General features: G+C 49.0%; 13 protein-coding genes and 2 tRNA genes. 8 read left to right on the top strand and 7 right to left on the bottom strand.

Translation table 11 applies throughout. From position 1 onward, the window contains the following. Nucleotide 1 precedes the first annotated feature (1 nt). Entirely contained in the window at nucleotides 2-1,453 is a 1,452-nt protein-coding gene (locus AC2FC2_RS24885) for an EmmdR/YeeO family multidrug/toxin efflux MATE transporter (RefSeq protein ID WP_404759309.1), read from the bottom strand. A 144-nt stretch (nucleotides 1,454-1,597) separates the two neighbouring features. Then, on the bottom strand, nucleotides 1,598-1,996 hold the full coding sequence (gene gspS / locus AC2FC2_RS24880; RefSeq protein WP_265554069.1) for a type II secretion system pilot lipoprotein GspS: 399 nt from the start codon (nucleotides 1,994-1,996) through the stop codon (nucleotides 1,598-1,600). A gap of 184 nt (nucleotides 1,997-2,180) precedes the next feature. Here gspS and AC2FC2_RS24875 point away from each other — a divergent pair, with 184 nt between their 5' ends. Further along, nucleotides 2,181-2,516: an NIPSNAP family protein gene (locus AC2FC2_RS24875; protein WP_490660069.1), complete on the top strand. Its 336-nt coding sequence runs from the start codon at nucleotides 2,181-2,183 to the stop codon at nucleotides 2,514-2,516. Next, nucleotides 2,513-2,896: a hypothetical protein gene (locus tag AC2FC2_RS24870; RefSeq protein ID WP_490660068.1), complete on the top strand. Its 384-nt coding sequence runs from the start codon at nucleotides 2,513-2,515 to the stop codon at nucleotides 2,894-2,896. Before AC2FC2_RS24875 ends, AC2FC2_RS24870 begins: the two co-directional genes overlap by 4 nt. Before the next feature lie 95 nt (nucleotides 2,897-2,991). Here AC2FC2_RS24870 and AC2FC2_RS24865 read toward each other — a convergent pair. After that, a tRNA-Ser gene (locus AC2FC2_RS24865) sits at nucleotides 2,992-3,081 on the bottom strand. A gap of 92 nt (nucleotides 3,082-3,173) precedes the next feature. On the opposite strand from AC2FC2_RS24865, the gene mtfA reads away from it, so the two are divergent. The 3 genes from mtfA (at nucleotide 3,174) to AC2FC2_RS24850 (ending at nucleotide 4,510) form a co-directional block, all read left to right on the top strand. After that, nucleotides 3,174-3,962 (top strand): DgsA anti-repressor MtfA, encoded by a 789-nt coding sequence (mtfA, locus tag AC2FC2_RS24860; RefSeq protein ID WP_209635780.1) that lies wholly within the window; start codon nucleotides 3,174-3,176, stop codon nucleotides 3,960-3,962. A 102-nt stretch (nucleotides 3,963-4,064) separates the two neighbouring features. Continuing rightward, a tRNA-Asn gene (locus AC2FC2_RS24855) sits at nucleotides 4,065-4,140 on the top strand. Between the two features lie 259 nt (nucleotides 4,141-4,399). Then, the gene (locus AC2FC2_RS24850) at nucleotides 4,400-4,510 is read left to right on the top strand and encodes a YmiA family putative membrane protein (protein ID WP_490660067.1); all 111 of its coding nucleotides are present in this window, start codon (nucleotides 4,400-4,402) and stop codon (nucleotides 4,508-4,510) included. Nucleotides 4,511-4,689: 179 nt separating this feature from the next. On the opposite strand, the gene AC2FC2_RS24845 is transcribed toward AC2FC2_RS24850, so the two are convergent. The 4 genes from AC2FC2_RS24845 to AC2FC2_RS24830 all read right to left on the bottom strand — a co-directional run bounded on the left by AC2FC2_RS24845 (nucleotide 4,690) and on the right by AC2FC2_RS24830 (nucleotide 8,018). Further along, on the bottom strand, nucleotides 4,690-5,880 hold the full coding sequence (locus AC2FC2_RS24845) for a sensor histidine kinase (protein WP_490660066.1): 1,191 nt from the start codon (nucleotides 5,878-5,880) through the stop codon (nucleotides 4,690-4,692). Between the two features lie 147 nt (nucleotides 5,881-6,027). Beyond that, nucleotides 6,028-6,696 carry a helix-turn-helix transcriptional regulator gene (locus AC2FC2_RS24840; RefSeq protein ID WP_265554076.1) on the bottom strand — a complete coding sequence of 223 codons (669 nt, stop codon included), beginning with the start codon at nucleotides 6,694-6,696 and terminating at the stop codon, nucleotides 6,028-6,030. 41 nt (nucleotides 6,697-6,737) lie between these two features. Then, nucleotides 6,738-7,118 carry a hypothetical protein gene (locus AC2FC2_RS24835; RefSeq protein WP_490660065.1) on the bottom strand — a complete coding sequence of 127 codons (381 nt, stop codon included), beginning with the start codon at nucleotides 7,116-7,118 and terminating at the stop codon, nucleotides 6,738-6,740. A 204-nt stretch (nucleotides 7,119-7,322) separates the two neighbouring features. Next, the gene (locus tag AC2FC2_RS24830; RefSeq protein ID WP_265554196.1) at nucleotides 7,323-8,018 is read right to left on the bottom strand and encodes a response regulator; all 696 of its coding nucleotides are present in this window, start codon (nucleotides 8,016-8,018) and stop codon (nucleotides 7,323-7,325) included. A gap of 690 nt (nucleotides 8,019-8,708) precedes the next feature. Between AC2FC2_RS24830 and AC2FC2_RS24825 the strand changes: the two genes are divergently transcribed. From AC2FC2_RS24825 to AC2FC2_RS24815, 3 genes are all read left to right on the top strand, one after another. Then, nucleotides 8,709-9,293 carry a fimbrial protein gene (locus AC2FC2_RS24825; protein WP_490660079.1) on the top strand — a complete coding sequence of 195 codons (585 nt, stop codon included), beginning with the start codon at nucleotides 8,709-8,711 and terminating at the stop codon, nucleotides 9,291-9,293. 54 nt (nucleotides 9,294-9,347) lie between these two features. Beyond that, on the top strand, nucleotides 9,348-10,043 hold the full coding sequence (locus AC2FC2_RS24820) for a fimbrial biogenesis chaperone (RefSeq protein ID WP_490660064.1): 696 nt from the start codon (nucleotides 9,348-9,350) through the stop codon (nucleotides 10,041-10,043). A gap of 15 nt (nucleotides 10,044-10,058) precedes the next feature. Then, the coding region (locus AC2FC2_RS24815; RefSeq protein ID WP_490660063.1) for a fimbria/pilus outer membrane usher protein at nucleotides 10,059-12,454 on the top strand (2,396 nt) is incomplete at its 3' end.

Genomic DNA, 12,454 nt, shown 5'->3' with positions numbered 1-12,454 from the left:
GTCACTTCACGACGGTTTTTTCTTCAGTGACGCCCGGTTTTATGCGCGGATACTTCCACAACCAGCGCCCACTGACCATACGCCAGTAGAACAACGCACCGCGTACCGCCCAATCCATAAACATCCCCAACCAGACGCCAACAACGCCCATGCCCAACATAATGCCCAGCGTATAACCGGCAACCACACGGCAGCCCCACATGCCCAACATGGACACCCACATGGCAAAACGGGCATCGCGCGCCCCTTTCAAACCGGCGGGCAATACCCACGAAGCCGCCCAGATAGGCATAAAGGCAGCGTTAAGCCAGAGCAATACCTTTACCACCTCCTTCACGTCATCTTGTTGTGTATAAAACGAGGCGAATATCCCCGCCAAAGGTGCCGTGCCCCAGGCGATCACCGTTAACCCAATCGTCGCCAGCCAGAAAATGTGACGCAGTTGCCTTTCCGCTTGAGCTATCTGCCCTTTCCCCAGGCGTTTTCCCACAATAATGGTCGACGCCGACCCCAGGGCATTGCCCGGCAGGTTGATCAACGAGGCGACAGAGAAAGCGATAAAATTGCCGGCGATCACGTTGGTACCCATACCGGCGACAAACATTTGAGTCAGTAACTTGCCCCCGTTAAACAACACCGACTCGATGCTGGCAGGAATACCGATCCCCAACACCTCCCAGAGGATATTGAGTTTTAAGGGGGTAAAGTAACTTTTCAGTGTGATGTGCAGCGCCGGGTTAAAACCGATCATCAGGACGTAAATAATCGCAATAGCGCCAAGATAACGGGAGATGGTCAGCCCTAACCCCGCGCCGATAAAGCCTAGGCCGTGCCAGCCCAGCATGCCGTAAATCAGTATGCTGCTGATGATAATATTCAGGATATTCATGCCGCCGTTAATCAGCAGCGGGATTTTGGTATTCCCGGCACCACGCAGCGCACCGCTGCCAATCAGTGCAATGGCCGCAGCGGGATAACTCCATACCGTCGTTTGTAGATAAGACAGTGCCAGCGCCTTTACCTCTGGCGTGGCGGCACCGGCGATCACATCAATAATCTGCTCGCCCGCCAAATGAATCCCCGCAGCCAACCCCAAGGCAACCAGGGTCATCAACACCAGCGATTGACGTGCCGCCGCGCGCGCTCTTCTACGATCCCGCTTGCCAAGGCTGAAGGCCACTACCACCGTCGTCCCCAGGTCCACTGCGGCAAAGAACGAGATAATCACCATGTTGAAGCTGTCGGCCAGCCCCACCCCGGCCATCGCCTCCTTGCCGATCCAACTCACCAGAAAGGTGCTTAATACCCCCATCAGCAGGACACAGGCGTTCTCCATAAAGATCGGCACCGCCAGCGGCGTGATCTCACGCCAAAACAGCACGCGGTAGCTTTTCCGTTTGCCATACCAGGGGGTGTTTTCTACGCGCTGACGCAGGGCGACATATGGGTTCAAGATCGGCTCATGAGATAAAAGTGAAACAACATTTCAAATAATGAGCGACAGATCGTTATCCTGCAAAGAATTTTTTGAGAATGCGCCAAGAATTGGGAATAGGCTGATACGCAGCACGCCACACCGGCATGCATCAGGCACGCACTACTCCATATAGTCCTCCTGATCGGACTTCGCTGCGGCAATAAAGTTTGCGGTGCGATTCTCCATCACAGTGCATTTATCCGTCAGCAACTGACGATCCTCCAGCACAGCCAGATAACGTGCCTGGGCCATTGCCGGTAATTGCTGATAGCCCGCTGCATGGGTATCCCAGCCGCGATGCTCCGCTACCCGCATCGCTGTACGTTGTAATTTTACATCGTCAGGAATGTCCGAACGGTGGCAATTTTGTCGCAGGAAATGGCTACCGGCCAGCATCGTAGAAAGCTGATCCAACTGCGCTTGCAGCGGTGGCACCGGTTTATGCGCCTTTTGCTGGCAACCGGCGATCAATAACAATGCCGCAGCGCCAACCATTGATGTGCGTAACAGTGCAAACATAGTGATTACCCGCAAAAAAAGTGATGATTAAATGATAGTAGGTGAGCCATAAAATACTGCAAGGCAATGGGCGGGCATTATTTCTGAGGCGTTATGGGGGCACAGGTTGGTACGGCACCTGCGGGATACTGGTTGAAAAAACAGTATTCTGCGTGCCATGATGGCACAACATCAAGGAGGTGGAATGAAAACCGTAGAAATTCTGTTGTATAGCCTACAAACAGGCACTGGCGAGGCATTTCATCAAATCATGCATGAGATAAGTGTGCCGTTGCACCGGACCTGCGGCATGGATGTTGTTCGTTATGGTCAATCCTTGCATGATCCGGATAGCTATTATTTAATCCGGGCCTACGATAACGCAGAACATCTCGAAACCAGCCAAAGTGCCTTCTATGCCAGCGATGCCTGGCGTTCAGGCCCCCGAGAATCCATCATTGCACTCATCGCCTCCAGCATAAAATCCGTCATTGCGCTGGATAACGCCGCCCTTGGGGCATTAAGGCAAGCTGACTTATGAACAACGCCAATGCGATGCGTTATTTTTTAGCCATTTGCTTAATCATTGCGACAATTAATCATCTTGTTGCCGCCCTGAAATTTGGTTTTCTCTGGGATTATGGCTATGGCGAACAGGCATTCCTCGCCAGCCGTTTATTTTGGGGCAGTCTGACATTCCTTGACCCACTCGCGGCTTATCTTCTCATTGCCAAGCCCAAGGCCGGCATCGCCAGCACCTTAGCCATCATTACCGTTGATGTCTTGCACAATGGCTATTACGTTTACCTTAATCACCAATGGTTCGAGCCTTTCTTTATCTTCCAATGTGCCTTTTTGGTTATCAGCTATCTCTTTGCCGTCAGAATAAAAAGAAAGGGTTTTGTTCAGGCAAGGCAATAAGCAGCGCCGCCCTGGGCAGCAGCAGTGATTTTTGATCGCGATGGGGCATGTGAGGCGTGGATCACAGACAAAATCGTCTGTAAGTGATTGAATAATGGCGGAGAGAGGGGGATTTGAACCCCCGGTAGAGTTGCCCCTACTCCAGTTTTCGAGACTGGTCCGTTCAGCCGCTCCGGCATCTCTCCTTCAAGTGCTTGCTATCATGCCCCTTTTTGCGGCATTTTTACAGAGTTAGCCTCCAGCCTAATGTTCAAGTGAAGACTTTGCGAGCAACGCGATGATTAAATGGCCGTGGAAAACGCATCAACCGCAGGCGGAAACGCTTGCCCAGTGGCAAGACGCGCTGGCAATTCCCCTGCTCTCTCCGCTGGATGAGCGGGAACAACAACGGCTGGTTGCCGTTGCCGGGCAGATTTTGCAGCAAAAACGCATTGTTCCGTTACAGGGGCTGGTGCTGACGCCGCAAATGCAGGCGCGCATTGCCCTGCTGTTCGCGTTGCCGGTAATGGAGTTGGGTGCCGAATGCCTTGACGGTTTCAATGAGATTTTGCTCTACCCAACCCCTTTTGTGGTGGAAGATGAATGGCAGGATGATTTCGGCCTGGTGCATTCCGGGCCCGTAGTACAATCTGGCCAGAGCTGGGAACAGGGGCCGATCGTACTCAATTGGCAAGACGTGCAAGACTCTTTCGATCTCTCCGGTTTTAACCTGGTGATCCACGAGGCGGTGCACAAACTGGATATGCGCAATGGCGGCAGCGCTACGGGGGTCCCCCCTATTCCGCTACGCGACATTGCCGCCTGGGAACATGACCTGCACGCTGCGATGGAAAACCTTCAGGACGAGATCGACATGGTCGGCGAAGACGCCGCCAGCATGGATGCCTACGCCGCGACCGATCCGGCCGAGTGCTTTGCCGTGCTGTCAGAGTATTTTTTCAGCGCTCCCGAACTGCTGGCCAACCGTTTTCCCGCGCTATACCAGCATTTCTGCCGCTTCTATAAACAAGATACGCTCGCGCGTTTGCAACGCTGGCAAGCTGAGGGCGGCACAGAACTGCTATAACCACGTCCGAATTGCTCAGATGCTGAGCAGTCGCGCCGAATCGGTGAATTTAGCGTTGACACACTCTGGGCGGCTGGATATGATGCGCCCCGTTCAGACAATTCCTCTGTAGTTCAGTCGGTAGAACGGCGGACTGTTAATCCGTATGTCACTGGTTCGAGTCCAGTCAGAGGAGCCATATTAGAAAAGCCCGCTTAAGGAAACTTAAGCGGGCTTTTTGCATTCATACGTAAAATTATTACCTGTAATTTATCTTCCCTTCCCCCTCACAAGACAATTGTCTCATCAATGCGTAAGACTAGACCGCCTTATTTATTTCTATCCGTACCGTAGCAAATTGTTACATATTAAAAATGCTGTTCCAGAGACTATTCTCATTTATAAAAAATCGTCTGAACTGATAATAACCGAAATAAGTAATCGACGGGAAATATAGGATGAACAACGAAACAGACTGGAACCTTCGGCGTAAAGTTTGGATAGCAATATTTACATTTTGTAGCATATTTTGGTTGGGCGTTATTTTATTAGTTCTTTGGCTGTTATGAATATAAAAAACCGGACAGGGAAATTAAACCCACCAGAAATACCTGGCGACTGGGGGTTGACAGATGCGCAGAGAAAATTCATTGAAGATATCTTTGATACCTTAGATACCTCACCGTTAAATGATATATCCGAAGAAGACTTGCAGCACGCGCGACAGCCTAAAAAGCTATCCGATAGCTCACCCTTTGGATAAAATATTTCTCACTGGTAGTTGAATAATGAAGCGCATACCTCCTTCAGGATGAATATTAACTACCAAATGCCCATCATGCAGTTCACAAATTGCTCTGGCAATTGACAGACCCAGCCCACTACCGCCGAAATTGCGTGCTCTTGAGCTGTCCGCTCTGGAGAAACGCTCAAACATCAGCGGTATAAACTCATGACTCACCCCAGGCCCATGATCGCGAAAAGTGATAGCGATATGATCCTGATAATCACGCAGAGTGATATCCAATACCTTACCTTCAGTGGCGTAGTTCAGCGCATTGTCCATCAGAATAGTGAATACCTGCCCCATCCGGAAGGGATCAATCAGGACAATCAAAGGTGAACAAGCCGAGATGTTAAAAGAAAAATCCGCCACATCAAGACGAAGCTGTAGCCAGGCTTCCTTTTCCCGTAACAGCTCAATGACATCGACCGGTGACTTATCCAAAGTCAGCTGCCGCGCTTGGGCAAGAGACAAAAGATGCAAATCATCAATCAACCGATTCAAATGCGTGAGTTGATTCATGATCATCGTAAGATGATGCTTTTCAGGGGGAAAAACGCCATCAATGACCCCGTGGAGCCGTCCCATGGCGGCAGTTAATGGAGCACGAAGTTCGTGTGCCATCGCGGCATGGGAGGTTTTTAGCTCACGATCGAAAGCTGAAAGACGGCCTGTCATGGTATTGAAGTCCGTAGTCAGCTTGATAAGTTCCGCCGGTGCATTTTTGGTTAACCCGGCCCGAGCCGTGAACTTGCCCCTGGATACTGCACGGGCTGCCATAGCCAAACGCGTAAATTGCTCTGACAGCGGCCTGGCGGTATACAGCCCCAGAATGATGATAAATGGGACGATAACGCAGGCGTAAAGCGTCAGCAGCTTCCAGTCAATCGCAAAGGAGAAAGGGCTGGAAAAATCGACGCCATACCATTCATCAACAATTCCATGAAAGCGTTGCAGGTTGCTTTCCGGATTTTTAACCAAGGCCAGGAACTCTTTCCTGACAGCGTCCGGCATCGATCGCACCACAAAAAAATTCAGATAGGTGTACCACGACCACATACATCCGGCGATAAGTGCAAGAGTACCTATCGCCACCAGCAGGATACGTACCGTGATCCAATGCCACAACGAAACACCTTTTTCAGGCTTACCCATAGCAAACCATACCCTTATTCAAAACCGCTAACTGCAGGTCGGATGCCCTACAGTACCCGGAACTTAGCGATGCTTTTCAGGCTAGTATAGCCTTGTTGCATGACTCTGATCGGCTAGGGAAACGTAAGCCCCCTTACCCTTTTGTATCTAATAACGCATTGTTGAAAAACATCCCGCACTGAAGTTCAACAAATGAACCGAGTGACTTATTCCCAACTTAAAATAGGCATTGCGTTTATGATTTGAGATAGTTTTAATACTCAGCTGCATTTTTCTGGAAATCGTCACCGGGGACAGGCCAATCATCAAATCCCTCATCACCGTTTTCTCTCTGCGGGTAAGTGAATTCAATTTATCGACCCATCGCATGCTGTTTTCCATAACCAAAAGTCGCTGGCTCCAGTCGCTGAGCTGTTTGTTTTTTCTTATCCCCAATCCCACCAGCCGTTCCACCTCGAACAATGTGTCGCGCTTATGAATTAGCGTATAAGGAAAGGAAAGGTGCAGTACCCTTGTCAGACATCCGGTATCTCCCAGCATGATGATTCCACGAGCCCTTGGGTTTCTAGTGTAAAATTTTGTAATAAGGTCAACCTCATAGGCCTGTGAAATAACCTCCCCGCTTAAATAAAAAAACACCACGGAAGTTAAACGGTTATTTTTCACATGGTAATCCAATGTTTTAAAATCAGGATTCGAAAGATACAATAATGAGGTTTTAAAAGAAGTACAGGTTTTAAAAAACTCCTCAAAAGCTTGTCCCATACCACCGCAAAGATCTGCCAATATGATTTTTCCTTGGCTTTCGCTAATCATAAATCACCCTATCGTTTTTACATTAGTCCCTTATTGGAAGATCAGGTTTTAGCGGTTAATAAATATTCAACAGGCTGTTCTGAATTTCCTCCAATCTGCAAGTGAGCCATATCAGTATTGGGTGTACTTGAGTGAAACTTTGCACCATGGCGACTTTCACGCTTTAGCTTCTGAATCAATCCACGGACACTTTTTGGTACGAAATGTTGCTGGCCCCTGTCGTCGTTATTGACTCTATTTCCAAAAGCATAATATTGACGATCTGATTGAATTAAATTGAATTTTTTAAAATAAAAATCGTGATATTTTACCCCTTTACTGTTAAGCGTAGCACTAATACCGCTCACGGATGGCTGCGACGCTGCGTAGGTTGAATGAAACAAAAAAAAAGAAACAAACAGAGATAAGATTATTGGCTTCACACTGGCTCTCCCCGAAATTACTTAACCGAATTAAACAGGTCAATTATCCAGATGCCATGCATGAATTATCAATGTTTTATCAATACCGAAATGACATTGGAATAACTTATATTATTTTGTTATTAACAAAATGTACTCTCTTCGGCCGGCATGGTCGTCAAAACCGAACCGGCTAAGCAAAGGTCAATATCACACTGAAGTGACTTACAGCGGCTTAAATCGATAGCCAATCGCCCTTACCGTAAGCAACACATTGGTAATGCCAACACTTTCCAGCTTTCTGCGCAGATTATAGATATGAGTATCCATCACCCGCTCCAAAGCATCGCTTTCCGGCAAGCATTTTTCCAGCAACTCTTGGCGCGTGAACGCCTTGGTGGGCGCACGTAAAAAAATGGCCAACAGGGTTAACTCGGTAGGGGTCAGGGTTAGAAAGCGTGTTTCCCCTGTTGGCAGATCTACTGATACCGCCATCGCCTCAGTATCCAACTGCAAGGGGCCAAATGAAAGAAGGTCCGTGTGCTCGATGCGTTCTGAATAACGACGCATAACAGCCTGTACCCGCGCCATCACCTCGCCGGGATTGTAAGGCTTAACGATATAATCATCTGCGCCATAGCGTAAGGCACCTATCTTGTCCGAGGCATCGCTCATCGCTGATATCATAATCACCGGAGTATCCATTTTTTTACGCAGCCGGTTAAGGACTTCAGTTCCAGCGATACCTGGCAGTAATACGTCCAGCAAGATCAGATCCGGACGCCATTGCTGCGCCATATCCAACCCCTTCACACCATCGGTCGCGATGGAAACCACAAAATGCTCTCTCACCAGGTAAGCCTCCAGTACTTCTGCTGCATCCATATCATCTTCGATGATGAGCACTCGTTTTTTATTCATGGCAAGTCTCGCTAACCTAGCTGCTGGTGAAAAATAAGTCAGTGCCATCACGGCGAACTCTTATTGCACATAATTATAACAAACACTGGCCTGGGCCGCCCAACAAGCAGTGATACTCACGGTGAAAAACCGGTGTTTATCAACAGCACCTACCAATACCCTTGTTTTATATGCGTAGATTTCACGCCGCAGCACCAGTATTCAGGCAATGGAAGCCCCTTATTGAATCGTTTGAAAAGCTATCACTTTATAACATTATGGATATTCCCCAGATATCATGCGTACCATAAACAGTTAAAAACATGAAAAAACAAGTTACATTCCCATTATGACGAAAAAATAAATCCTAAAAAGAAAGATAATTCTTAATTTAATCGCGCAATGCAGTGAAACTCAAAGCACCAAATAAAATAACAGAGACTATTCTTAACCAATTTAACAAACATTAAACGTAACTAAACTAAATGGTGATGGTATTTTTTAACCCCCGCTGTTGATTTTACCGAAACATCAGAACTACTATATATTCGCCAAGCAGGTTAATTCCCCCACCTCCTGTCTGGCTGTAGATTGCACTTGGTTTTCAAACAAAAATACACGTTCTTGTGTATGGCTTTATTTTGCCAAAAAACAATGATTCAAGACAACCGCAGTAGATATTCAAACTTCAACTTGTTAACGAGGCGTAATATGAACAAGAAACTTCTTTCTTGCGCAGTGCTGGCAAGTATCATTGCTACCCCGGTAGTCATGGCCGCCGGCAGTGCCGCGGGTGGCATAATTTCATTCACCGGCGCTATTACCGATACCACCTGCACCATTAACGGAGGTAAAAGCGCGGACTTCACCGTGGCGTTATCGCCTATCACCGTTGCTGATGCCAGCGCCGTTGTAGGGCTTATCAACAAGAACAAAAAGTCGTTTGCGTTGACATTTTCCGACTGCGCACCGGCTTCCGTAACCGCCGGAGGTCCACTACAAATTTATTTCTCCTCTGCAGATAACATATCTAACGACGGCAAATATCTGCTTAATAACTCAGTCAATGAAAACGATGCTACCACGGCCAAAAATGTGGGCTTCGCATTGACCGAAACAGGAAAAACCACGGCCATTCCTTTGAATGTGCCTTACAAAACCACGCTAAAAGGCGATAAGAAATCTCCGGATACCGAAACGCTGACATTTGATGCCTATTACTACAAAACCAATACCTTGGCCGCTAAACCCGGACCTCTGAGCTCCAATCTGACTTATACCATTTCATATCAGTAATCGATGAATATTGGCCAGATCCATCCTGCTGGATCTGGCCATTTAGGGGCTAAAATGAAATATAGCACGCTGGTTAGCGGCCTGATCTTTATCACCGTTTCTGCAAATGCAAATATTGTTATCAATGGTACCCGATTTATTTACCCGGAAAAAAACAAAGAAATTGTCGTACAGCTTAATAATAGCGGCGATGCCCCTTCTTTGGTTCAAGCATGGATTGATAATGGTGATATCAATTCCACACCAGAGACGGCAAAAGTCCCTTTTTTACTTTCGCCGCCCGTAGTCAAAGTCGCTAAAAACAGCGGCCAGCAATTGCGCATACAAAAACTCGCGGTGACATTGCCTGCCGATCGCGAATCGATATTTTTCCTTAACGTGCTTGATATCCCACCGGTACCGGAAAATTTAAAAGATAAAAACACGCTGCAACTGGCGGTAAAGTCCAGGCTAAAGCTATTTTATCGTCCGCAAAAGCTGCAAGGGGGGCCTGATTATTCCGATAAAGAGATTTTGCTTTCTGCTTTGGGCCAAACGCTAAAGATAGCCAATAAATCCCCCTATTACTTTTCCATTTCAAACATCAGCGCCCAAGATAAAAAGCCACTTTTATCCGCACCGGTCATGGTTGCGCCATTTTCTACGCTGACAACGGCAAGCCGTTTTCCCGTCAAGGGGAAAGAAAAATTCACACTGATCTATGTGGATGACTTCGGTGCCTACAACAGCAAAACATTCACCGCAGAATAAACAAGAGTGCGCAGAATGAAGCTAAATAAAAAAGTACTCTCTTTACTGACGGTGTCTTCATTATTACTGCTCAATAAGTCCCTGGCAGCCGTGACCTTTGATACCCGTCTGCTGGCTGGTGCCTCAAAAGAATCTGACCTGTCCCGTTTTTATAAGGAAACCGATCTGCCGGCAGGCAATCAGTTGTTCGATGTTTACGTTAACGGCAACTGGAAAGGTCGTTTTACCCTGAAGCTGGGCCAGTCCAAAGATGATGTCAAAATCAGCCACGCAGATGCCGCTGCTTTGGACATCGATCTCGGTCAATTGCAAAATATCCTGTCCAAAAATGCCGTTCTGACCTTGCAACAGTTGGTTCAGGGCGGACATGCAGAAATGGATGTTCAAACGCTCAGCCTGCAACTCAGCGTGCCGCAGGCCCATATGCTCCATTCAGAAGCGGGCTATGTCGCTCCCCAATTTTGGGATCGTGGCATTTCCGCCCTGCTGCTGTCTTATAACACCAGTTACTACAGCGTAAAATCCAAAACGGCCAACGGCGCCAACAGCGATGACTTTTATCTCGGCCTGGACTCCGGATTAAATCTGGCCGGCTGGCAATTACGCGACAGCAGTACCTTCAGCCATTACTCAAGCAGCGGCAATCGTTGGCAAAATACCACCCGCTACGTGCAACAGGGTATCGCGTCTATCAAGTCGGATTTCAAGGCCGGTGATTTCTATTCGTCGAGCGAACTGTTCGATTCCATCAGATTGCGAGGCGTCTCGCTGGCATCCGACGTCAATATGCTACCCAATTCTCAACAGGGATATTCCCCGGTAGTCCGTGGGGTGGCGCAGACCAATGCCCTGGTGAAGATCTCGCAAAACGGCGGCATTATCTATCAGGAAAATGTGGCGCCAGGTCCCTTCACCATAGATAGCATTCCGCCTACCGGCTCAGGCGGGGATCTTCTGGTGGTGGTACAGGAAGCGAACGGCAGCAAGCAATCCTTTACCGTACCCTTCTCCGCCGTGCCGAATATGCTAAAGCAAAGGGTGTATAAATATAGCCTGATCGCCGGGAAAGTGAATCAGATCAATACCGATTACTCCCCGACCTTTGTCCAGGGCACCCTGCAATATGGTCTGAATAACCTGGTAACCGCCTATGGTGGCACCACCACCAGCAACGACTACCATGCCTATCTGCTCGGTACCGGCTGGAATTTGCCTTTCGGGGCGGTGTCGCTGGATGTTACCCATGCCAACACCCGATTGAAGAACCAAACGGAAAGCGGACAAAGCTATCGCATTGCCTACAGTAAGTTTTTGGACAGCACCGCCACCAACTTCACGCTGGCGGCATACCGCTATTCTACCCGCGGCTATTACTCGTTCACCGACGCCATTTACTCGAATGAAGGCTTCCGTCAACTGGAACAAAGAAGGCGGCAGTATTTAACCGACGCGACCGCAACAGAAGTGGCCGATCTGGACTTGAATACGCTGGACGCCCTGCGCTCAGCACGGCCACGTAACACCTTTAACCTTAGTCTGAACCAACGCCTCAGCGACCACTGGGGTACGCTGTACTTCTCCGGGACCCAGCGTGATTACTGGAGCGAGAATGATAAAACTCGTGAATATCAACTGGGGTACGCCAATACGCTGGGCAACATCAATTACAACCTCTCAGCCAGCCGAGTGCACAGTAACGCGGCTAAAGAAGAGACGCGTTATTACCTGTCGTTCAGCGTACCGCTGAGCGCCTTCGACAATAGCGCCTATCTGAGCACCGGGTTGGCGATGACCGACTCGCGCTACCAACAAAGCAACGTCAGTTTGAGCGGCACGGCGCTTGAATCCAACCGATTAAGCTATTCCATTGCCGGAGCCAACCAGAGCAAAGGGGCAAACATGACCAGCCTGAACGCGGCGTATCGGGCCAACTCCTCTACCCTTGGCGGCGCCTACAGTGAATCGCGCGACTACCGGCAAACCGGCATCAGTGCCCGTGGCAGCCTGGTGGCGATCCCTTGGCATATCCTGGCCTCGAACGAGGTCGGCAATACTCTGACGGTGGTGGACGCGCCGCAGGCCAAAGGATTGGTCGTGAACGGTGACCAAAGTATCGTCACAAATGCCGACGGCCTGGCACTGGTGCCTTACGCCACCCCTTATCGCCAAAACACCATCACCTTATCCAACTCGGAGAATGCGTCCGGTGCCGAAATTCTCGGCAACGTGGGCAATATTGTTCCCTACTTTGGTGCCGTCAATTATCTGAAGTTTGACACCGATCGCCGGCAATCTTACCTCTTGCGAGCGCACCAGCCCGACGGAACCCCCTTGCCGTTTGGCACGGAGGTCACCGACGCCTCCGGCACCCCGATCGGCTTCGTTGGCCAAGCCAGCACGCTGTATATCAA

The sequence above is a fragment of the Serratia sp. CoH_122_TC_1 genome, assembly GCF_058191755.1.
This window is presented reverse-complemented; position numbering and strand designations above follow the sequence as displayed.